The sequence below is a fragment of the Bradyrhizobium sp. MI1.7 genome, assembly GCF_055811795.1.
In genome coordinates this window covers 198,669-220,029 of sequence record NZ_JBVVPO010000005.1, presented here as the reverse complement: position 1 = coordinate 220,029, position 21,361 = coordinate 198,669, and the positions used below count along the sequence as shown (strand labels likewise).

The 21,361-nt window shown below is 64.3% G+C and carries 16 protein-coding genes; 10 read left to right on the top strand and 6 right to left on the bottom strand.

Features of this window, described 5'->3' with window-relative positions; all coding sequences use genetic code 11:
* The first annotated feature begins 128 nt into the window (after nucleotides 1-128).
* Both AC0L3X_RS08290 and AC0L3X_RS08285 read left to right on the top strand, forming a co-directional pair.
* Nucleotides 129-761, top strand: coding sequence for a cupin domain-containing protein (locus AC0L3X_RS08290; RefSeq protein ID WP_063981448.1), 633 nt, complete (start codon nucleotides 129-131; stop codon nucleotides 759-761).
* 134 nt (nucleotides 762-895) lie between these two features.
* Entirely contained in the window at nucleotides 896-2,746 is a 1,851-nt protein-coding gene (locus tag AC0L3X_RS08285) for an ATP-binding protein (RefSeq protein ID WP_354131745.1), read from the top strand.
* 11 nt (nucleotides 2,747-2,757) lie between these two features.
* Here the strand turns inward: AC0L3X_RS08285 and AC0L3X_RS08280 are convergent, their stop codons facing one another.
* A complete protein-coding gene (locus AC0L3X_RS08280; RefSeq protein WP_354131769.1) occupies nucleotides 2,758-3,783 on the bottom strand; it encodes an AraC family transcriptional regulator in 1,026 nt (341 codons plus the stop codon).
* A 186-nt stretch (nucleotides 3,784-3,969) separates the two neighbouring features.
* Here AC0L3X_RS08280 and AC0L3X_RS08275 point away from each other — a divergent pair, with 186 nt between their 5' ends.
* The 4 genes from AC0L3X_RS08275 to AC0L3X_RS08260 all read left to right on the top strand — a co-directional run bounded on the left by AC0L3X_RS08275 (nucleotide 3,970) and on the right by AC0L3X_RS08260 (nucleotide 8,297).
* On the top strand, nucleotides 3,970-4,419 hold the full coding sequence (locus AC0L3X_RS08275) for a cupin domain-containing protein (RefSeq protein ID WP_063981444.1): 450 nt from the start codon (nucleotides 3,970-3,972) through the stop codon (nucleotides 4,417-4,419).
* A gap of 88 nt (nucleotides 4,420-4,507) precedes the next feature.
* On the top strand, nucleotides 4,508-6,019 hold the full coding sequence (locus tag AC0L3X_RS08270; protein WP_354176383.1) for a flavin-containing monooxygenase: 1,512 nt from the start codon (nucleotides 4,508-4,510) through the stop codon (nucleotides 6,017-6,019).
* Between the two features lie 102 nt (nucleotides 6,020-6,121).
* Nucleotides 6,122-7,195: a hypothetical protein gene (locus tag AC0L3X_RS08265; RefSeq protein ID WP_354131747.1), complete on the top strand. Its 1,074-nt coding sequence runs from the start codon at nucleotides 6,122-6,124 to the stop codon at nucleotides 7,193-7,195.
* A 319-nt stretch (nucleotides 7,196-7,514) separates the two neighbouring features.
* Complete coding sequence (locus AC0L3X_RS08260; protein WP_166343939.1) at nucleotides 7,515-8,297, top strand: hypothetical protein; 783 nt, start codon at nucleotides 7,515-7,517, stop codon at nucleotides 8,295-8,297.
* A 113-nt stretch (nucleotides 8,298-8,410) separates the two neighbouring features.
* On the opposite strand, the gene AC0L3X_RS08255 is transcribed toward AC0L3X_RS08260, so the two are convergent.
* Both AC0L3X_RS08255 and AC0L3X_RS08250 read right to left on the bottom strand, forming a co-directional pair.
* Complete coding sequence (locus AC0L3X_RS08255) at nucleotides 8,411-9,754, bottom strand: cytochrome-c peroxidase (RefSeq protein ID WP_354131748.1); 1,344 nt, start codon at nucleotides 9,752-9,754, stop codon at nucleotides 8,411-8,413.
* A 16-nt stretch (nucleotides 9,755-9,770) separates the two neighbouring features.
* Nucleotides 9,771-11,516, bottom strand: a complete 1,746-nt coding sequence (locus tag AC0L3X_RS08250; protein WP_354131749.1) for a phospholipase C — start codon at nucleotides 11,514-11,516, stop codon at nucleotides 9,771-9,773.
* Nucleotides 11,517-11,785: 269 nt separating this feature from the next.
* Between AC0L3X_RS08250 and AC0L3X_RS08245 the strand changes: the two genes are divergently transcribed.
* Nucleotides 11,786-12,961: a beta-propeller fold lactonase family protein gene (locus AC0L3X_RS08245; RefSeq protein WP_354131750.1), complete on the top strand. Its 1,176-nt coding sequence runs from the start codon at nucleotides 11,786-11,788 to the stop codon at nucleotides 12,959-12,961.
* Between the two features lie 38 nt (nucleotides 12,962-12,999).
* Here AC0L3X_RS08245 and AC0L3X_RS08240 read toward each other — a convergent pair whose 3' ends face one another.
* Both AC0L3X_RS08240 and AC0L3X_RS08235 read right to left on the bottom strand, forming a co-directional pair.
* Nucleotides 13,000-13,518: a GNAT family N-acetyltransferase gene (locus AC0L3X_RS08240; protein ID WP_354131751.1), complete on the bottom strand. Its 519-nt coding sequence runs from the start codon at nucleotides 13,516-13,518 to the stop codon at nucleotides 13,000-13,002.
* Nucleotides 13,519-13,531: 13 nt separating this feature from the next.
* Nucleotides 13,532-14,323, bottom strand: coding sequence for an ABC transporter substrate-binding protein (locus AC0L3X_RS08235; protein ID WP_354131752.1), 792 nt, complete (start codon nucleotides 14,321-14,323; stop codon nucleotides 13,532-13,534).
* 238 nt (nucleotides 14,324-14,561) lie between these two features.
* Between AC0L3X_RS08235 and AC0L3X_RS08230 the strand changes: the two genes are divergently transcribed.
* Entirely contained in the window at nucleotides 14,562-15,755 is a 1,194-nt protein-coding gene (locus tag AC0L3X_RS08230) for an efflux RND transporter periplasmic adaptor subunit (RefSeq protein WP_063981436.1), read from the top strand.
* A 13-nt stretch (nucleotides 15,756-15,768) separates the two neighbouring features.
* Nucleotides 15,769-18,927, top strand: a complete 3,159-nt coding sequence (locus AC0L3X_RS08225; protein WP_283017519.1) for an efflux RND transporter permease subunit — start codon at nucleotides 15,769-15,771, stop codon at nucleotides 18,925-18,927.
* 289 nt (nucleotides 18,928-19,216) lie between these two features.
* Here the strand turns inward: AC0L3X_RS08225 and AC0L3X_RS08220 are convergent, their stop codons facing one another.
* The gene (locus AC0L3X_RS08220; RefSeq protein WP_063981434.1) at nucleotides 19,217-20,389 is read right to left on the bottom strand and encodes an MFS transporter; all 1,173 of its coding nucleotides are present in this window, start codon (nucleotides 20,387-20,389) and stop codon (nucleotides 19,217-19,219) included.
* Between the two features lie 60 nt (nucleotides 20,390-20,449).
* Here AC0L3X_RS08220 and AC0L3X_RS08215 point away from each other — a divergent pair, with 60 nt between their 5' ends.
* On the top strand, nucleotides 20,450-21,247 hold the full coding sequence (locus AC0L3X_RS08215; RefSeq protein WP_063986130.1) for an AraC family transcriptional regulator: 798 nt from the start codon (nucleotides 20,450-20,452) through the stop codon (nucleotides 21,245-21,247).
* Nucleotides 21,248-21,361 lie beyond the last annotated feature (114 nt).

The following is a 21,361-nucleotide window of genomic DNA, read 5'->3' as shown; positions in this document are numbered from 1 at the left end:
AGTGCTTCTAAATTTTTCAGTCAAAAGTTCATCATGACTAAATACAGCTGTCAATCACATTGCTAGGATGCGCGACCTTTTCACGCCGCCGGCCATTCCGGCGGCGAGGCAATGCATGGGAGAGCGACATGGATGGTCGCGGCGAGACCAACAGCCCGAAGGACGCCCCGGCGATCGAGGCTGACGATGCGGTCGACCAGCGGCTCGGCGAAACCGTGCGGCTGCTGCGGCAGCGCGCCGGCCTCTCGATCCAGGACGTCGCCACCAAGACCGGGCTCTCCAACGGCATGATCAGCCAGCTCGAACGCGCGCGGGCCATGCCGTCGATACGGACGCTGCGCCTGCTCAGCATCGCGCTCGACGTTCCCATCTCCTATTTCTTCGAGACCACCGATCCCGCCGACGTGCAGCGCTACATCGTGCGCAAGAACAGCCGGCGCCTGTTGCGGCTCACCGCCAGCGGCGTCGTCAAGGAAGCGCTGACGCCGGCAGACGAGGGCCAGCTCGAACTCTACGAGCTGACGCTCAACCCCGGCGCCTCGTCCGGCACCGACTTCTTGCAGCACACCGGCGAGAAGGCCGGGTACATCCTGTCCGGCAGCCTGCGGCTGTGGCTCGACAACCAGGCTCATCTGCTCGAGGCCGGCGACAGTTTCCGCTTTCCGAGCATCGTGCCGCACATGTTCGACAACCCGACCCAGCAGGCCGCGCGTGTGATCTGGGTCACGACGCTGCGCCAGACCGATTCGCCGGCAGGTTGAGCGCGAGGAACGCCGGCGCCCCGCCGGAAATTGCCCCTCGACGCAGGCTCGCGGAGCCTGTAGCTGACGTGAAGCCGGAGCAATCTACAGCGCGAACGCGAGGGTCCCGCGATTGACGTCGCTGGTGTGAGACCATGAAACTCAGACCGCTTCTGACACTCGCGATGGCCGCGCAGGTCGCCGTGACCGCCGCGGCCCTCCTCGCCTCCTATGCCGGGACCGGGTTCGGCTTGGCCCAGGTCGTCGCTTTGCTGGTAAGCGGCGCCGTCGCGGTCCTGCTCGCACGGCTGTGCACGCGCGCGATCGAAACGGCGCAGGACAAACGCGCCGCCGCGCAACTGGCCGAGCAGGCCCAGGCCAGCGCACAGATGACCCAGGCCGTCATCAAGACCGCGCTCGACGCTTTCGTTCAGACCGATGCGAACGGCATCGTCCTGGAATGGAGTGTCCAGGCCGAGGCCCTCACCGGATGGACGCGCAAGGAGGCGCTCGGCGCCGACGTCGTCAACCTCCTCATCGCCGAGTCGCTCCGCGACGGCTTCAGGCAACGCATGATGCGGCTTTTGCCGGAACTGTCGGATACGCCGATCGGCATCCGGTTCGAAGCGACGCTGCTGCATCGGAACGGCGACCAGATCCTGATCGAGGCGTCGAGCACGGCGCTCCAGCTCGGCGGGCGCACCATCATCAACAATTTCGTCAAGGACGTCACCCAGAAGCGCGCCGCCGAGGAGCAGCTGATCCAGGCCCAGAAGATGGAGGCGGTCGGCCAGCTCACCGGCGGCATCGCGCACGAATTCAACAACATGCTCACCGTGATCACGGGGACGATCGAGATCCTCGCCGACGCCGTGAAGGACGACCCGCCGCTTGCGACCATCACCAAGCTGATCAGCGAAGCGGCCGATCGCGGCGCCGCGCTGACGTCGAGCCTGTTGTCCTTTGCCCGCAAGCAGGCGCTCCAGCCGGCCGAGATCGACGTCAACGAGCTGCTCGAAGAGGTGGCAAAGCTGCTGCTGGCGACCTTCGACAAGAAGATCGAGATCGTGTCCAGGCTTGACCGCAACGTCTGGCTGGCTTTCGCCGACCGCGGCCAACTGAGCGCGGCGCTGCTCAACCTCGCGATCAACGCACGCGACGCGATGCTGGATGGCGGCAAGCTCACGCTGACGACGCGCAACGTGGTGTTCGGCGTGCGCGAGGCCGTCGCGGTGGGCGCCGGCTATGCCGGCGACTATGTCGAGATCGAGATCGCCGATACCGGCACGGGCATTCCGCAAGCCATTCTCGAACGCATCTTCGATCCGTTCTTCTCGACCAAGGATGTCGGCAAGGGCACCGGGCTCGGCCTCAGCATGGTGTTCGGTTTCGTCAAGCAGTCCGGCGGCGGCATCAAGGTCACGTCCGAAGAAGGCCGCGGCACGATTTTCACGATCTACCTGCCGAAGGCCGAGACCAGTACGCTCCGTCCGGCCGGCTATGACGAGCGCAAGGTCGTGGGCGGCACGGAAACCATCCTTTGCGTCGAGGACGATCGCGACGTCCGCCAATATGTCACCGTCCAGCTCGAAAGCCTCGGCTACAAGGTCATCTCCGCCGCCAACGCAACCGAAGCGCTCGCCATCGTGGCCGACGGCACGCCGTTCGATCTGCTCTTCACCGACATCGTGATGACCGGCGGCGTCAACGGACGCGAGCTCGCCGAACAGATGGTGGCTGCGCGGCCCTCGCTGCGGGTGCTGTTCACGTCGGGTTATGCCTACGATTCGCTGCACGCGCAGGGACGCGCCACCATGGGCGCGCCCCTGCTGGCAAAGCCGTACCGAAAAGCCGAGCTCGCGCGCATGCTGCGCCGCTCCCTCGACACCGCCGTCGACGCCGCGGGCGATCCGATCCCGACGCCGTACTCGGTGCAGGCTGATGTCGAGGGCTTTTTGCGCCGGCAGGCGGCTGAAGACAGCGGCACGACGCGATCGCGAAAATAGATGCCTGCCGCCTAGCTCATCCTTCGCCGCAGCGTTGCCGACGGCGTCTCGCCGAATTTTTCGCGGTAGGCCCCCGCCATGCGGCCGAGATGGGTGAAGCCGAGATCGAAGGCGATCTCGGTGATGGAGACATCCGGCGAAGCCTGCGCGAGCCGGGCGTGCAGAGCAGCGAGGCGCATGTCGAGCAGCATCTCCGAGATCGATACGCCGAAGTGGCGGCGGAAGCCGAGCTGGAGCGCGCGGACGCCGATCCCGGACGCGCAGGCGAGCTGCGCCAGGTCGAGCGGCTCACCGGCATTTTCCGCAAGATGATCCCGCGCGGCGCGCAGTGCACGCGGCAGACGCTCGGCTTGCCCCGAGAACCTCCTGATGGCATCCGACAGGCCATGCCGCCGGCCGTTGAGGAGATGATCGAGCAGCACCTCGCGCCAATCGCCCATCGCAACCGGTGAAAGCCTGCCGGACGGCCCGAGACGCTCGGCGAGCAGCATCAGCTCGGCAAGGCTGGTCCGCAGGGCCTGCCCCGCCGGGGCGTCGAGGTCGATCGCGGCATCAAACTCGACTGGGCCGGCCGCCCTGCCCGACAGCGACGCAGCGCGTTGCTCGACCATGCGACGGTCGAGCAGCAGGATCGCCTGCGCACAGTCGCTCCACATCATCCGGGTCGGGATGGTCGGCGACAGCAGCGACGCCATTCGGCCCGGCGCGGCATCGATTTCGCTGACGCCGGCACGAATGCGGGCGGTGCCGGTGAGCGGGACCTGCACCAGGAAGAAGCGCTCGAGGCAGCCGGGATCGATGCTCACCGACCCGCCATAGGCGACATAGTTGATGGAGAAGCCGTCGAACGCCGCGCAATTGTGCCGGGCGGAGAAACCGGGTCCGCGCGGCCGTACCGGCTCGAGATTGTGCGGGCAGAAGATGCGTCCGATCTGCTCTGCCGCTTCGTCGACATCGTCCGTGGTGACGCGGGCGAAGTCCGCAAGCCGTTCGGCTGCAGACGTTCTTGCGGTCATTTCCAGCACGGCTGCGGACATCATCGACCACGCTTCGCGTCACGGAATTGCTTTAAGCCTATAATGGTTCCTCGAACGCGGAAAGGGCCGCGTCGCAAAATCATCATGCTGCACGGCAACAGTCGCGTCCGGATTCGTTTAGCGGATAGACACCGACCGTCGACGGGTCGAAGCTCCATCCTCGCCGGAATCCATGAGGAGCGAGCCATGACTGCACTCGAAAAGGGCATAACCGCTGTTGGCACGGGCTATGGTGGCAAGAGCTGGAACATCCTTGGTCAGGTCTATTTTCCCAAGGCCGTCACAGATTCCACCTTCGCGTTCGAGACCAACAGCGAGCCCGGCCAGTTCGTGCCGGTGCACATCCATCCGACCCAGGACGAGTTCATCCTGGTGCAGGAAGGCACGCTCGACCTCAAGCTCGACGGCCAATGGGTCAAGGCCCATGCCGGGGATCTGGTGCGCATGCCGCGCGGCATCCCGCACGGCTATTTCAACAAGTCCGACAAGCCGTGCCGCGCGCTGTTCTGGGTCTCGCCGATGCAGAAGCTGGAGGCGCTGTTCAACCAGCTCCACAATCTGACCGACCCCGCCGAGGTCGTGCGCATCTCGGCGCTGCACGAGGTCGACTTCCTGCCGCCCGAGGCCAACGACTAGGCAGCGGCCTCCCCGTCCACTTTCATCTGCTTGCAGGTCCGCCGGCCGCGCATTGCGGCCGAACGTGGCCGCTTGCGCCCGAAACACATTGATCGCGAGGAATCCCATGGTCAGCCCCAAGCATGTCTGCGTGATCGGCGCCGGCGTCTCAGGCCTCGCCGCCGCAAAGGCGTTCTCCAGCCACGGCCACCGCGTCACCATCGTCGAGCGCAGTGCCGATCTCGGCGGCGTCTGGGAGCCGGCCCGCTCCTATCCTGACGTGCAGACCCAGAGCCCGAAGGAGCTCTACCGCTACACCGATCGCGCCATGCCGGACAGTTATCCGGAATGGCCCACCGGGCCGCAGGTCCATGCCTATCTCTGCGACTATGCGAAAAACTTTGGCCTCGATCACATGCTGCGCCTCAACACTGGGGTCGCCGGCATGGAGCGCCGCGCCGATGGCAAACCGGGCTGGACGCTCACGCTATCAGGCAAGGACGGCGCGACCACGAACGAGAATTTCGATTTCGTCGCGGTCTGCACCGGGCAGTTCAACGAGCCGCGCGAGCTGCATTGCCCGGGCGAGGACGGCTTTCTGGCGCAGGGCGGCCAGATCCTGCATTCGTCGACATACAGCGATCCGACGCTGGCGAAAGGGCGGCGCGTCGTCGTGCTCGGCGGCTCGAAGTCGGCGACCGACATCGCCGTGAACGCGGTGAAATCGGGCGCGCGCGAAGTCACCATCGTGATGCGCGAGCCGGTGTGGCGCATTCCCTATTTCATCGGCGGGCTCGTGAACTTCAAGCGCATCCTTTACATCCGCGCGCAGGAGGAGATGTTTCCGGGCTGGGGCGCGAGCTCCATGGCACGGCTCGCGCACCGCATCGCCGCGCCGCTGATCTGGGCGAACTGGCGCGGGCTGGAGAGCCTGCTGAAGGCGCAGCTCAAGCTGAACCGGTGCAAGATGGTGCCGAAGGAGCGGATCGAGGACGGCGTCAACTGCTCGGTGCCGATCGCAACGCCGGACTTCTACCCGATGGTCGCCGACGGCCGCATCAAGGCGGTGTTCGGCAGCTTCGACCACTATGAAGGCGACAGCATCGTGATGAGCGGCGGCGAGCGCGTCGCGGCCGACGTCGCCGTGCTCGCGATCGGCTACAAGCTCGGCGTGCCGTTCCTGCCCGAGGCCTATCGGCAGAAACTTGTCGATGCGGACGGGCAATACCGGCTCTACCGCCTGATCGCCAACCCTGATCTGCCGGAGATGGGCTTCGTCGGCTTCAACTCGTCGTTCTGCACCGTGCTCTGTGCCGATCTCGCGGCGAACTGGCTGGTGCGCTACGCCGACGGCCAGCTCGCAAACCAGCCGACGGCGCAAGCGATGCGCGACAACATCGAGATGATGCTGCACTTCAAGCGCGTCGAACGGCCGGCTGCCGGCGTCTATGGCGGCCTCTGCGTCGCGCCCTATCACTATCGCCATTTCGACGAGCTCATGGCCGATATCGGCGCCAAGAACCAGAAGCGCGGCGGGCTCGCCGGACACTTCCAGCCGCCGGATGCGGATGCCTATGCGAAATTCCTGGCCTCGGCGCAGGAGTACCGGGCCACAGCGTAAGGTCGGAGAACCCGGGCTGTGCGTGATTTGCAACTCGCCAGTCCGCGCGTTTGATGTTTACGATCCCGTGACCGACGAATCTCCGGCACATGGGAACCCGCCATGGGACGACGATGTCACGCCGCCATAGCCCTGGCGGTGCTTGGGCTGATCCTCACGACGTTCACAGTCGGCCGGGCACAAACGCTTAACGCGAAGCAATCGGAGGCGCTCGCCACCTACGATCGCGCGCTCGGCGATTTCAAATCCATCCTTGCCGAGCGGCGCCGACAGATCGAGGCGAAGGAGCCGCTGCCGAACCTGCCGGGACAGGCGCTCTATCTGGCACGCGTCGCTGTCATCAGTTCTTACAAGGATCTCACCGACGCCATGCCGTCGCGGATCGGCAAGCCCAACAAGTTCGAGATACCACCGGCCTATTTCGACGCCGACATCGAGCCGCTGATCGACGAATATTCAAAGCTGTTCGACGTCATGGAGGCGCCGCCCGCGGGCGCGCAGAACTCGGCGACGCCGTTCAAGGACGTCGTCGATCTCGCCACAGCGATCGCCCGCGCCAAGGGGCTTGCACCGCCTCACGCCGAAGCTGCGGGCCGGATCAGCCTCGGGCTATTCTTCGCCGAGACCAACGGCAAGCAGAATGTCCGCAACGGGCGCTCGAACACCTATATGGGCAGCTTCCAGACCGGCCCGTCCGAGGACCGCAACGGCCGCAGGAAGTGGGAGGCCATCAAGGGAGACATCGCGGCAGCCGACCCCGAATTGAGCGCGCGCGACGACAAGGAAGAGGCGCGCGCCCGCGGCACGGACTATCGCTTCAACCACTGGACCAACGTGCGCGACGGCCTGATGAACGCGCATGCGGAGGTCTTCCGGGAGATTCCGGGAATCGTGAAGACACTGCCCGACCCGATCGACCAGATGAAGCTGTTCGAGCTGATCCAGATCGTGCCGACCCCGACGCGGTCCGCGCTCAAGTCCGGCGATGTCCTGAATTACAGGGTGTCCAGCCCGACCATCATGAAGCACCTGCGCAACAACAGCATCTTCGCGTTTGGACAGTCCGACCGGGCGCGCAACTCGGCCAGCTTCCGGGAGATCCTCGCTGCGATGTGGCTGTTCAACCGCAAGTTCGAGCGCGCGATGGTGAAGTATTCGGAGATCAAGGGGCGCTGAGGACATACAGAAGGGCGACGCCCCGCGAGACTCAGCACAATTATAGATAGAGTGTGAGCTAGTTCATATCAGCGACCCCATGCCGGGCGTAGTTTTGCAAGGAGATGTCTCGCGTCCCGGCGCCAAAGCGTTGCGGGTTTCCGGACGTCGCGCCGAGCGAACATCTGTCAATCCATAGGAGGACAGGCCATGAAGTTCGCAGCACTGCTTTTTGTCTTCACTCTCGCCGCACTCACGACGACTGTTCCTGCAGATTCGGCCAACGCGTGTGCGCGCCCCTGCGGACACTATTGTTGCGGATAATCGGCGGAGAATTCCAATGCGCCCATTGGTCAAGTGGGGGGCATTAGTCGCGATCGTGAGCATCGCACCACTGGCATCCGTGGCCGCGATACATCTACGCACGCCCCCAAATAGGCTCAACGAAGCAATCACCGCTATCGGCTTTCACCCGATAACGCCACCGGTCCTCCTGCGCGCTCCAGGCTCCATCTATCATGTCTCTCCGAACGGCCAGGATTACGACATGCTGTGCGAAGTCTCGCCGGATCGGCTGGTCGGCGTCACTCGTACTTCATCTTCAGCGACCCAGGTCACTTCGGAGCTACGAAAGACACAGTATTCGCTCGACTCAAAAGTCGTGCGTTCGATTCAGTCACATACCGATGCAAAATTGGCAGAAGCTGTAAAGCTCGAGCTTGATGACGTTCAAGTGTTGGAAATCTCACTTGAAGATCTATCAATCATCGCGGAGGAGCTGTTCCGCCGCGAGTCCTGCGATCGGGAGGTGAAACGTTATCTGGAAAACGGGGAATACGTTTGCCAGGGACAGCGGGTTCTCAAGGCGTCGACGAAATACGTCGCGGCCTATGACAATTCAGCGGCGGGCTCCGTGGAGCAAACGACGGACTTGATAAGGAATAATTTCGATCCGACTGTCAGCATACAGGGCGGTCAGAGCCTCTCTGGAGCGAACCTCTATTATGGAATGAGACTGGCACCGCGGTGCCTGTCCCTCCAGGATGCCAAAAGGCAGCCACGGCCGCCGTCCTCGCTCTGGGACAGACTGGTCAATCACTTTCCTTCGCTTGAGTTCTTTTGAATACGGCCACGCGATCCGACACGGCGGCAGGAGTGTTCATGCAGGCGATGACTGACTTTTTCGCCGCATCCGCATCCCGGAATCATGCGTCGACACTCTAATTCGTCGGCACTCTAATTCTCCGCCTTGTAGCCGTCGATCAGTGTCTTCAGAAACGCGATGATGTCGGCTTCGTCCTGCTCTGTCATTGCCGGCTTGTCGCCGGGGTGGCGATCGAAGGGCGGATCGGTGACGTCGACATTGACATGATATTTTTGCGGCAGGTCGTCGTATTTCCGCATCGCGCCGTCGGCGCCGCGCGGAAAAATCTTTTCCGGATTGGTGTCGCGAAAATTGTAGAAATCCAGGACCTGCTCGAGGGTACTGAAAACGCCGTTATGGAAGAAGGCGTGGCGCGTCGCCGTGTTGCGCAGCGTCGGCGTCAGGAACATGCCGCAATATTGCGTCTGCTCGGGAATGTCGGTGCGCTGCGGGCCGCAGACGCCGAGATCGAAATGGCTGGGATCGCGATTGCCGGCGAGCGCGGCATTGCGCGGCGCGCCGAGCGCCTCGTATTGGTGGTCGGTGAACAGCGGCGGCAGGCCGTCGCGGGTCGGCGCCGAGGTGTGACAGCCGGCGCAATTGGCCTTATCAGGGTCGTTGAACATCTGCAGGCCGCGCAGCTCGCTTTCGGACAGTCGCGCCTTGCCCTCGAGCCAGTAGTCATACTTGCTAGTGTAGGGATGGAAGCTCACTTCCTCCACCTGATAGCGCGCCACCGCGAACATCGCCTCCGCGATCAGGAGCCGCTGATTTCTGAGCACGCCGGCGCCGAACAGCTCGACGAAGCGATTGGCGTAAGGCGCACGGCGCAGCTTGTCCGCGACGATCTCGACACTGCCGCCGTCCATCTCGTTGGGGTCGAGCAGCGGGAACAGCGCCTGGTCCTGGAGCGTGTCGGCGCGGCCGTCCCAGAACAGGCCGCCTTGCGGCACGATGTTCGCCGATGCGCCGCTGCCGCCGGCGGTCTTCGTCGTACGCGCGGCCTGCTGGCCGATCGCAGCCATCTGCGCGAGGTCGATGACGTTGTCGTCGTCGCCCTTGTCGGGGCCGATGCTGAAATTGGGGTGGCGATCGAGATAGGTCAGCGAGGGCACCGCGCGTGCGCCTTGCCGCGACAGGGCGGCGCCGCCGAGCATCACCGGCCCGTCGTTGGGCGGGCCGTAGGCGTGATCCGGGCTGTGGCAGGATGCGCAGGACAGCGCGCCGGACGACGACAGCGAGGCGTCGTAGAAGATCTCCTTGCCGAGCTGCGCCATCGCGGACAATGGCGTGACGGGCGGGCGCATGAGGCGAACCGGATTCGGGTTCGCGCCGAGCTGGCTCGTCTCCGCAAGTCCTTGCGTCCCGGCCGCAAAGACGGCGCCGGCCAGACAAAGCAGGCCGGCGCCGAGGAGCCACATGGTGCGGCTGTTCATCAAGCGTCCCGTCGGACTAGTGGTGGTGGTGCTCGTCCGGCGGGCTGGTGATCGCCGTGCCGGAGGTCGGATCGAGGAACAGCGCGTCGGTCCGGTAGTCATGGCTGTGATCCTGATCGAAGTCGAACAGGTCCATGATCGAGCCGGAGCTGGCGTCGAACGAGCCGCCACCGATACGCTGGCCGCGCAGCCAGTTGTCCTCGATGAACCGCACCACGGACGCCTGCGAGATGTAGGTGCTGCTCACGTGGTTGGTCCTGGCGTAGGGCGAGACCACGATGAACGGAATGCGCGTGCCCGGACCGCAACGGCCGTTCACCGGCTTGCCGGAGAGACCCTTCGGTGCCGGCTGCTTCTGCGGGCCGAGGCCGCACAGGCCCGGACCGTTGACCTGATCGGCGGTCGGATCGTAGGAGGCGGTCTTCGGCGCAACGTACTGGTGGTCGTACCAGCCGTCGGAGTCGTCATAGGTGATGATGACCGCGGTTTCGCGCCACTCCGGCTGCTTCTGGAGGAAGTTGATCAGCTCGACATTGCCGACCTGCTCGTCGAGCGGATCGGAGTTGCCGGCGTGACCGTCCTGGTAGGCCGACATCTTGATGTAGGAGACGGCCGGGAAATTGCCGGCCTTCACGGCGGCGTAGAAGTCCTCGAGGTCGTAGGCGTGGTTGGCCGGATCGACGGTCTTGCCACCCTTCTCGTAGGTGTGGCCGATCGCATCGACCGAACTCGGCCGCGCATGGGTCGGGTTGGCGGTCGACTTGTAGTACTGGAACCAGGCGTGGTGCGGGCTGTAGTCCACGATCGTGCCGTTCACGTTGCTGGAGAACGTGGTGCGCGCGCAGCCGGTGGTGCCGTTGGCATTCTTGAGCGTCAGGTCAAAGCCGCCCATGAAGCTGCCCCAGCTGATGCGCTCGTCGTTGAGCAGGTCGCCGATGTTCTTGCCTGTCATCAGCACGGTGCTGCTCGTGCTCGAGCAGGAATCGTAGGCCGGGTCGGTGTCGCCGATCAGCGTCAGGCCGCCCTGGCCGTCGGCGATCGACGCCGAGGTACCGACGATGTTCTGCGCGCCATTGGTCTGGCCGGAAATCACCGCGAGCGCGCCCTGCGTCGACGGACCGAAAGTGTCGGTCCAGGCATTGTCGCTCATGGCGAAGTGCTGGGCGTAGTTCCAGAAGGCGGTGGTGGTGTTGCCGTCGAAATAGCCCATGACCTGACCGTTGGTGCCGAACGCACCGGCGCCGCCGGCGGTGCCGCGGCCGGTGAATTTCGGAAACAGGTCTTCCTTGCCGTTGTCCACGGCCTGTTGCTCGGGCGTGTAGGAGTGGTTCTGCGAGCGCGTGTTGGCCTGGGTGCGGTCGAGGCGGAACGGATCCGTCGCGCCGGTGCCGTTGGCCGCGCTGTTGTTCGGATTGTTCACCAGCAAATGCGCGTTGGCGAGATTGTTGACCTTCGGCGTATGCGGCTTCGGCACGAAGGGGATCGAGCCCGACGGATTGGCCGCGTTCGGATAGGTCGCGAAGTAATGATCGAACGAGCGGTTCTCGTTGAAGATGATCACGAGATGCTTGATCGGCGTCTCGGTGTGGATGTCATGCGGATGACGGTGATGATCGCGGTCGTGATCGTGATCGTTGTCGCGACCTTGATCATGCCCGTGATCGCGGTCACGGCCGAAATCGTCCGCAAGGACGGGAAGCGTGCAGGCAAGCGCCGTCGCGGCCGCGACAATCGCAGCCGTCGTCAGTAGTCTCGATTTCATTTTTTTGACGCCCCGGAAATGAGGATGTTTACGATCAGAAATGTTCTAAACATCGCGAGTGACAGAGCCGTGTCAGTTTGACGCACGAGACACTTTGCGCAGTGGTCGAGCCATAATTTTTTATGCAGCCACCCGCTTCGGCCGTGCCGGAGCGCGTCTTGCCGTTTTATTCCAAGGGCGAAGGCAAAAATGATCGCGTTCAGATTGTTGCGCGATGCCCCCGGTTGCATTTAGCTTGACCGGACAAGAACAAAGTCTCAGGGGGAAACATGAAAGCCGCTGTTCGCAGGCGCACGCGCGATGTCGCGTCGGCTCTGGTCGCAACGTCCTTTGCCGGCTTTGCAAATTTCGCCGCTCATGCCGAGATCGTCGTCACCGCCAATGACGGCAAGATGATGCTGGAGAACGGCAATGCCGTGGTGCGCAAGCAGCCGCTCCCGGACACGGTCAGCGTCATCGATCTCACCGATGGTGCGCTGAAGCTTTTGGGCGAGGTGCCGGCACCCGCCAGCGTAGTCGGTCCGCCGCCGAGCGTCGCGATTGCGCCGGACGGCTCGCTTGCGCTGGTCACGGGGGCGATGAAGCTCGATCCCGCGGATACGACCAAGACGGTCCCCGACGACAAGCTCTCGGTGATCGACCTCAAATCCAGCCCGCCAAAGGTGCTCGCGACATTGCAGGCCGGCCCAGGCGCCGCCGGCGTCTCGATCAACCGTGCCGGCACGCTGGCTCTGGTTGCCAACCGCAGCGAAGGCACCGTCTCGGTCTTCGCGATCAGCGGCAATACGCTGACCGCAGGCGGGAAGATTCAACTCGGCGATGCCAAGTCCGGCCCCAGCCATGTGGTGTTCTCCCGCGACGGAGCCACCGCGCTGGTCACCCGCGACGGCGACAGCAAGATCTCGCTTCTGAGCGTGGACGGGACCAAGGTCGAATACACCAAGCGCGACCTCTCCGCCGGCATCCGCCCCTACGACATCGACCTCACCGGCAGCGCGGTGGCCGTCGTCGGCAATGTCGGTGCCAGCAGCGGCGACAGTGACACGATCAGTCTGATCGACATGACCGCCAAGCCGATCCGCGTCGTCACGACGGTTACCGTTGGACAGACACCTGAGGCCGTGAAGATGTCGCCGGACGGCAGCCATGTCGCCGTCACCGTCATGAACGGCTCGAACAAGCCATCGGCCTCGCCCTTCTTCAACGATTTCGGCCTGCTCAAAGTCTACAAGATCTCGGGCACCGACCTCACGCCGGTGGCGGAGGCCAAGATCGGCCATTGGTGCCAGGGCATGGTGTGGTCAAAGGACTCAAAACATGTCGTGGCGCAGTGCATGGTCGAGAACGAGCTGATCGCGTTCTCGTTCGACGGCAAGACGCTGACCAGGACGTCCACACTCAAGCTGCAGGTGAGCCCCGCAGGCATTCGCACCGCGGAGCCGTGAGTCAGCCCTAATAACGGGCGAAGCGCCGCGAGATGCCGTCAGAGCCGCTTGGTGAAATGGTAGCGGCGAATGCCACCACCTAGCGTCTTGTTGCTGGCGGCATCGGCGATCTCTTCGCGCACATTCTCGTATCCCGCGTTTCGATACAGCGTCAGCGCATCCTGCTGAAGTTCAGACGTGCTCAGCTGCAATTGCGGACGATTGCGGCGGCGGGACTCCTCTTCCGCAAACGCCAGCATCTTTCGCGCGATACCCCGGCGCCGCGCGCCGGGAGCAACGTACATGCGCCGTAACTCCATCGCGTGTTCGCCAGAGGCCTCCAGTCCAAACATGCCGACGATTTCATCGTCATCGACGGCGACCCAGAAACCGCCGCTCCGATCCGAATAATAATCGGCGAGACGATCTATCTCCTCCGCGAGGGAGCGGGTGATGTATCCTTCAAACGCCTCCGCCAAATGCACCGGCGCCAACAGGCGATTGACCTGGATGAACAGCTCGCGCACGGCGGCCGCATCGGCCAGCAAGAAAGCGCGGAACCGAATCTCGCTTGCCATGGAGGCGGCGCCCTTACTCAGTCCGAATCGGCGTGTCCTTCAGGCCGTTGTTGTCATAGGCCTTGCGCAAGGTGCCGTTCGTCGTGGCTTCCGTCATGAACCTGGAAACGAACGTCAGCGCCTGGGGATGACCGAGCGGGACGGCGACGGCCGTCATCGTTTTCTTGAAGGTCTCGTCCAGCACCTTCGTGCCCGGGATCTTCTGCGCCATCTTGTTGAGCTGGTCGCGCGACAGCGCGAAGGCGTCGATCTCGCCGCTCTTCAGGAAGCCGAAGATCTCGTCATAGGTCTGATAGCCCGTGACTTTCGCATTCTTCAGGTGCGCGATCGCGCCGCGCATGGTCGTGGTGGCATTGACGGCCGCGACCTTGATGCCGGGCTGGTCGAGGCTGGCGAAGTTGGTGACGGCTGAGCCGGGCTTGACGATGTAGGTGGCATCCGCGACCTCGTAGATCGGGCCGAACATCATCTTGGTCTCGCGCTCGGGATCTTTTGGCAGCCAGGTGACGTCCCAGGTCCCCTTGCCGGCCGCGTCGGTGATCTGCCCGGAATTCTGGTGCACGACATATTCGACGGGCACGCCGAGTTGGCCGGCCATCTCCTTGCCGAGGTCGACCGGCACGCCGGCATAGCCGGCTTCGGTCTTGGTCGACCAGAACGCGCCGCCCGCCGGGCTGATCGCGATCGCGACCCGCAGCTTGCCGGTCGGCGCGATCTCGTCCTTCAGGCCATCGGCTAGCGCGGGCATGGCGACTGCCGCTGCGAAAACGAGGCCGGCAAGGGCCGCCTGGAGGGACGTGGGCATGTCATGTTCTCCTCACCTTTTCTTCTCTGCTTCTCGACCGCTTCGTTTCCGTCACTCGGCCTTTGACACAATTCTGGTCGATCATGCACGATGAAAAGCGGTTTGCCATGACAAACGTGTCAAAGGCCACTGCGCCATTTGCAGTGCAAGGCTGGTGACCGCCATGGCTATGGTGTTCCACGGCCGGGCATTTGTTGGTAGCCTGCCACACCGACAGACAATAATCGGGGGCCACCGAATGACCTGCGCGAATCCCGCTGATCTCGCACAACGGAACGGAGCGTGGAGACATGTCGGGCGGGCACTCGTTGCCGCGGCGGCCGTGGTGGCGCTCGCCGGCTGCGAGGACAAGAACACGTTTGTGGCGCCGCCGCCGCCGAAGGTGGACGTCGCCACGCCGGTACAGCGGGCCGTGACGCGCTATGTCGAAGCCACCGGCAACACCGCGCCGGTCAAGAGCGTCGATCTGGTGGCGCGCGTGCAGGGCTTCCTGCAATCGATCGACTATCAGGACGGCAGCTTCGTCAAGCAGGGCACCCAGCTTTTCTTAATCGAGCCTGAGACCTACAAGCTCAAGCTCGAGCAGGCGCAGGCGGCCGAGGTCGGTGCGCAGGCCACGCTCAAGCAGGCCGAGGCCGATTTCAAGCGGCAGGTCGACCTCGTGCAGCGCCAGGCTGTCTCGCAGGCGACGCTCGACACCTCGACATCCACCCGCGACAACGCCCAGGCCAGTCTCCAGCAGGCCCAGGTCAATACGAGGCTCGCCGAGGTCAATTACGGCTACACCAAGGTGAGCGCGCCGTTCGACGGCATCGTCAGCGCGCACCTGGTCTCGATCGGCGAGCTCGTCGGCGTCTCCTCCCCGACCCAGCTCGCAACCATCGTCGCGCTGGATCCGATCTGGGTGAACTTCACGGTCAGTGAGCAGGACGTCCTTCGCATCCGCGCCGAAGCGGCCCGTCGCGGGCTGACCGTGGCCGACCTCAAACAGTTGCCGATCCAGGTGGGCCTCCAGACCGAGACCGGCTATCCGCATGAAGGCCACCTCGACTACGTCTCGCCGACCCTCAATACATCAACGGGCACGCTCGCGGTACGCGGCGTCTTGCCCAACGACAAGCGAGCGCTGCTGCCCGGCTATTTCGTCCGGGTCCGGGTGCCCTTCGACCAGGACAAGAACGCCCTCCTCGTCCCCGACACCGCGCTCGGCAGCGACCAGGGCGGCCGCTATCTCCTGGTGGTCAATAGCGACAACATTGTCGAGCAGCGCAAGGTGCAGATCGGTCAGGTCGACAACGGCCTGCGCGTGATCGAAAGCGGCTTGAAGCCGGACGACCGCGTGGTGATCGCGGGGCTGCTGCGCGTGATCCCGGGTCAGAAGATCGATCCGCAACTGACGAAGATCGAGCAGCCGCAGGCGTCTGCCAAGTGAGGGGGCGCCAGCCATGATCTCGAAATTCTTCATCGAGCGGCCGGTCCTCTCGAACGTCATCGCGCTTCTGATGATCCTGATCGGCGGCGTCGCGCTGTTCAACCTCGCGGTCGCGCAATATCCCGACGTGGTGCCGCCGACGGTGCAGGTCACCACGCGCTATCCGGGCGCCAGCGCCAAGACCGTGATCGACACCGTCGCGCTGCCGATCGAGCAGCAGGTCAACGGCGTCGAGGACATGCTCTACATGCAGTCCTACAGCGGCTCCGACGGCACCTATACGCTGACCGTGACCTTCAAGATCGGCACCGACCTCAACTTCGCACAGGTGCTGGTGCAGAACCGCGTCTCCAGCGCGCTGTCGCAACTGCCATCCTCCGTGCAGAACCAGGGCGTCACCGTCCAGAAGAAGTCGACCTCGATCCTGCTGTTCGTGACGCTGACCTCGCCGGACAAGACGTTCGACAGCCTTTATCTGAGCAACTACGCCACCATCAACATCCGCGACGAGCTTTCGCGCCTGCCCGGCGTCGGCAACGTCACGGTGTTCGGCGCCGGCCAGTATTCGATGCGGGTGTGGCTCGATCCGAACAAGCTCCAGGTCCGCGGACTGATGCCGTCGGACGTCGTCACGGCGATCCAGCAGCAGAGCCAGCAGGTCTCGGCCGGCCAGGTCGGCGCGCCGCCGACGCCGCCGGGACAGGCGTTCCAGTACACGCTCAACGTCAACGGCCGGCTCGACGACACCACCCAGTTCGAGAACATCATCGTCAAGACCGGCACCAGTGGCGACGTCACGCGCGTGCGCGACGTCGGCTGGGTCGAATTGGGCGCGCAGACCTACAGCCAGATCTTCTCGCTGAACAATCAGCCGGCCACCGGCATCGGCGTGTTCCAGTCGCCGGGCGCCAACGCGCTCCAGGTCGAGCAGGCCGTCGAGAAGAAGATGGCGGAGCTTGCAAAGCGATTCCCCGAAGGCATCAAATACGACACGCCGTTCGACACCACCAAATTCGTCGAAGCCTCGGTGCACGAGGTCTACATGACGCTGATCGAGGCCGGCCTGCTGGTGCTGGTCGTGATCCTGGTGTTCTTGCAGGACTGGCGCGCAATGCTGGTGCCGGCGACCACCGTGCCCGTCACCATCATCGGCGCGTTCGCGGCGATGGCGGCGCTCGGCTTCACCATCAACATGTCGACGCTGTTCGCGATCGTGCTCGCGATCGGCATCGTCGTCGACGATGCCATCGTCGTGGTCGAAGGCGCCGCGCACAACATCGAGCAGGGCATGAACGGCCACGACGCCGCGATCAGGGCAATGGACCAGCTGTTCGCGCCGATCGTCGGCATCACCCTGGTGCTGATCTCGGTGTTCCTGCCGGCCTCGTTCCTCGCCGGCCTCACCGGGCGCATCTATTCGCAATTCGCGCTGGTGATCGCGGCGACCGCGCTGCTATCCGCCATCAACGCGGCCACGCTGAAGCCGACGCAATGCGCGCTCTGGCTGCGGCCCACGGTGCCGCCGGAGCAGCGCAACTTCTTCTACCGCGGCTTCAACGCCGTCTATAACCGTGTCGAGCGGGGCTACACGCGCCTCATCGGCGTGCTGTGCAGGAACAGCACGATCTCGGTCGCATTCGCACTGGTGCTGATCGGGATCGGCGGCTACGGCCTGTCGCGGGTGCCGACCGGCTTCCTGCCGATCGAGGACCAGGGCTATTTGATCGCCGCCGTGCAACTGCCCGACGGCGCCGCGCTGGAGCGGACCCAGACGGTGCTCGACAGAGCGAGCGAGCTGATCAAGGACACGCCTGGTGTCCAGCAGGTCATCACCATCGCCGGCATCTCCGCGCTCGACAACAGCGCCAGCCTCGCCAATGCCGGCGTCGCCTACATCATCCTGAAGGACTGGTCGGCGCGCAAAGGGCCCGGCGAAGATCTGCGTTCGCTGGTCTACGGGCTGAACGACAAGCTCGCGACCATCATGGAGGCACGCACCCTGGTGTTGCCGCCGCCGCCGATCCAGGGCATCGGCAACGCGGCCGGCTTCTCGATGCAGGTCGAGCTGCGCGACGGCAACAGCGATTTTGCAAAGCTCCAGGCCATCACCGGCGCGATGGTTTCCAACGCCCAGAGCCAGAGCGCGCTGCAGCGCGTATCGTCTTCGTTCCGCTCGTCGGTGCCGCAGTTCAACGTCGAGATCGACCGCATCAAGACCCAGACGCTGCACGTCACCACCGATCAGGTGTTCGCGGCGCTGTCGACCTATCTCGGCTCGTCCTACGTCAATCAGTTCAACAAGTTCGGACGCGTGTTCCAGGTCTATACCCAGGCCGATCCGGCATTCCGCGTCACCGAGCGCGACATCGCCAACATGCAGGTACGCAACTCGAACGGCGACATGATCCCGATCGGCACCGTCGCCACGATCACGCCGGCCACCGGTCCGTCGCTGATCAGCCTCTACAACCTCTACCCTTCCTCGACCATCGTCGGCCTGCCGGCGCAGGGCTACTCGTCCGGCCAGTCGCTGAAGCTGATGGAGGAGATCGCGGACAAGACGCTGCCGCCGGGCACGGGCTATGAGTGGACCGCGATGTCCTATCAGGAGAAGGCCGTCTCGAACCAGATCTACTGGGTGTTTGGCCTTGCCATGCTGCTGGTCTATCTCGTGCTCGCCGGCCAGTACGAGAGCTGGTACGCGCCGATCTCGGTGATCCTCGCGGTGCCGCTATCGCTGATCGGGCCCATGCTCGTCCTCAACGCCTTGAAGATCGACAACAACCTCTATTGCCAGATCGGCCTGATCCTGCTGATCGCGCTGTCGGCCAAGAACGCGATCCTGATCGTCGAGGTCGGGCTCGAGCTGCATAACCGCGACGGCAAGCCGGTGCTGGAATCCGCGATCGAGGCGGCGCGCGCCCGCTTCCGGCCGATCCTGATGACGTCGTTCGCCTTCATCCTCGGCGTGGTGCCGCTGGTGATCGCGACCGGCGCCGGCGCCAGCGCGCGCAAGTCGATCGGCATCACCGTGTTCTCGGGCATGCTGGCCTCGACCTGCCTTGCGGTGCTGTTCGTGCCGGCCTTCTTCGTGGTGGTGCAGCGCTTCGAGAACTGGCGCACGTCGAAGAAGGCGCCGAAGGCAAAGACGGCGGCCGAGGTGAAACCGTAGTTTTTCCGCGGAGGCGGGCTGCCGACAAACAAAAAAGTCGAAAACAACCCCATGCACAGTAGAACGGCGTTGATGGCATTGGGCTTTTTTGAGCGTTCCGGTGCTTTGACCCGTCGGGCAAAACACCGGCAGAATGGCATTGTGGGCGGGGTGCACGATGCGCCGGTCCATCCCCCGTCATTGCGAGCGCAGCGAAGCAATCCAGAGTCCCTCCGCGGAAAGATTCTGGATTGCTTCGCTACGCTCGCAATGACGATGGGGCGAGAGGCGCCCGTCTCTCGGCAATCCCTCACGCCGGCTGCGGCGTCCTGATCTCGCGCGGCAGGATGATCGCGGCGGCGATCGCGAGCAGGCACAGGGCAGCGAAGGCGTGCAGCATGGTGACGAAGCCGCCCTGCTCATAGAGCCAGGCGACCAGGCCGACGGAGGCGCCCGCGGCGGTGAAGCCGATGAAATAGCGCACGGCATAGGCGCGCGAGCGCCATTCCTCGCTGGTGTATTTGCCGACCATGGCATCGTTCACCGTGACCTGCCCGAACGCGCCCATGACGATGCCGATCGAGACCAGGATCAGCGGCAGATTGGACAGGTTCGCGGCGAGATACAGGAACGGCGCCAGCATGAAGGACAGCGGCAGCGCCACCGTCTTCAGCGAGTAGCGGTCGAGCAGCCGGCCGATCGTGTACTGGGTCATCGCGCCGAACACGTAGACGCAGGCCGCGATGACGCCGAGCAGCGCCGGGCTTTTTGTCAAATCCGCGAGCCGCTCGGCAAACAGCTTCGGCAGCGCGACGGTAACCGCGTTGAACGTCGTCGAGATCGCGATCACGACGATCAGCAGCGACAGGATCACGCGCCACATGTCTTTCTTCGCCACGCGCGCTTGAGCTGCCGCCTGCTTCGAGCCCTTGCGGTCCTCATGCACGACCATCATCGCAAAGGCGATGCCGATCAGGATGGTGACGACACCGGGCACGATGAAGGCAAAACGCCAGCCGAGATACTGGCCGATCACGCCGGTCACCAGCGCGGAGGAGGCAACGCCGAGATTGCCCCAGACGCCGTTGATCCCCATCTCGCGGCCGAGCCGGTCGGCATAGGACACGATCATCGCGGTGCCGACGGGGTGATAGATCGAGGCAAAAATGCCGATCGCGAACAGCGCCGCGCCGAGCTGTGCCGGGGTCTGCACGAAGCCGACCGAGATCATGGAAGCACCGATGCCGACGAAGAAGATCAGCATCATGTGGCGGCGGCTCCAGCGGTCCCCGAGCCAGCCGGTGAGCAGCGAGCCGGCGCCGAAGGCGACGAAGCCCGGCGTCGCATAGGGCAGAAGTTCCGAATAGGCCATGCCGAGCGCCGGCCCCATGATGATCACGGCGGCGGCGAAAATCAGCATCGCATAATGGTCGATGAAATGGCCTGCGTTGACGAAACTGATCACCCGGCTGGGACTATTCATTCCGAATCCTCTCCTGCTCCGAAATGGGTTATATGTCGGAGCCATGACGGGATGCTGCCAATGACTGTCTTGGAAACGCCAATCCTGCGGGAGGTCCGGAGCAACCATCGCTCGCCAGCGGGTGTGCACCTCGTCGCCCGCGACTATCCCAAGGGCATGCGGATCGATCTGCACATGCACCGCGAGGCGCAGCTGATCTATGCCGCCAAGGGCACGATGCAGGTGACGACGCCCGCGGGGCGCTGGCTGGTGCCGCCGGACCGCGCCGTCTGGGTGCCGGCCGGGCTCGAGCATGCCCTCGACCTGCTCGCCGACATCGAGATGCGCACGCTGTATTTCGACCTGCCCTGGCTCAAGCGCGAACAACGCTATGAGGGGCTGACCAAGGAATTCGTGGTGCGGGTATCGCCGCTGCTCAACCAGGCGATCCTCGCGCTGTTCGACGCGCGCAACACCGAGGAGCGCACCGAGCTGCTGGTCCGCCTGGTGATGCTGGAATTGCACCAGGCGGAGGATTCCGCGACCTTCGTGCCGCTGCCGCATGAGCCGCGCTGCCGGCGCGCCGCGATGATCGTGCTCGACGATCCCACCGGCCTGCACGACATCGACACGCTGGCGCGTGAGGTCGGAACCTCCGCGCGTACGTTGTCGCGGCTGTTTTCGACCGAGACGCAATTGAGCTTCAAGAGCTGGTGCCAGCGCGCAAGGGTTGCGGCAGCGATCCAGCGGCTGTCGACCGACCCCAATGTGTCGGTGAAGCAGCTCGCCACCCAGCTCGGCTATGCCAGCGTGCCGGCGTTTTCGGCAGCATTCCGTCAGGTGACTGGGCGGACGCCGACGGAGTTTGCGGGGAAATAGTCACGGTGTCGTGGGGCCCCCGGGGCCGGCGGCCCCCCCAGAAAAAGAAACGCCGGCGTGGGGAGCCGGGGCCCCGCGCGGCGGGAGTCCCCCGCCCCCCGCCGGCGGACAGCG

Coding starts and splice junctions, on each gene's coding strand:
- AC0L3X_RS08290 (WP_063981448.1), top strand. CDS start 129: ATGGATGGTCGCGGCGAGACCAACAGCCCGAAGGACGCCCCGGCGATC.
- AC0L3X_RS08285 (WP_354131745.1), top strand. CDS start 896: ATGAAACTCAGACCGCTTCTGACACTCGCGATGGCCGCGCAGGTCGCC.
- AC0L3X_RS08280 (WP_354131769.1), bottom strand. CDS start 3,783: ATGTCCGCAGCCGTGCTGGAAATGACCGCAAGAACGTCTGCAGCCGAA.
- AC0L3X_RS08275 (WP_063981444.1), top strand. CDS start 3,970: ATGACTGCACTCGAAAAGGGCATAACCGCTGTTGGCACGGGCTATGGT.
- AC0L3X_RS08265 (WP_354131747.1), top strand. CDS start 6,122: ATGGGACGACGATGTCACGCCGCCATAGCCCTGGCGGTGCTTGGGCTG.
- AC0L3X_RS08260 (WP_166343939.1), top strand. CDS start 7,515: ATGCGCCCATTGGTCAAGTGGGGGGCATTAGTCGCGATCGTGAGCATC.
- AC0L3X_RS08255 (WP_354131748.1), bottom strand. CDS start 9,754: ATGAACAGCCGCACCATGTGGCTCCTCGGCGCCGGCCTGCTTTGTCTG.
- AC0L3X_RS08250 (WP_354131749.1), bottom strand. CDS start 11,516: ATGAAATCGAGACTACTGACGACGGCTGCGATTGTCGCGGCCGCGACG.
- AC0L3X_RS08245 (WP_354131750.1), top strand. CDS start 11,786: ATGAAAGCCGCTGTTCGCAGGCGCACGCGCGATGTCGCGTCGGCTCTG.
- AC0L3X_RS08240 (WP_354131751.1), bottom strand. CDS start 13,518: ATGGCAAGCGAGATTCGGTTCCGCGCTTTCTTGCTGGCCGATGCGGCC.
- AC0L3X_RS08235 (WP_354131752.1), bottom strand. CDS start 14,323: ATGCCCACGTCCCTCCAGGCGGCCCTTGCCGGCCTCGTTTTCGCAGCG.
- AC0L3X_RS08230 (WP_063981436.1), top strand. CDS start 14,562: ATGACCTGCGCGAATCCCGCTGATCTCGCACAACGGAACGGAGCGTGG.
- AC0L3X_RS08225 (WP_283017519.1), top strand. CDS start 15,769: ATGATCTCGAAATTCTTCATCGAGCGGCCGGTCCTCTCGAACGTCATC.
- AC0L3X_RS08220 (WP_063981434.1), bottom strand. CDS start 20,389: ATGAATAGTCCCAGCCGGGTGATCAGTTTCGTCAACGCAGGCCATTTC.
- AC0L3X_RS08215 (WP_063986130.1), top strand. CDS start 20,450: ATGACTGTCTTGGAAACGCCAATCCTGCGGGAGGTCCGGAGCAACCAT.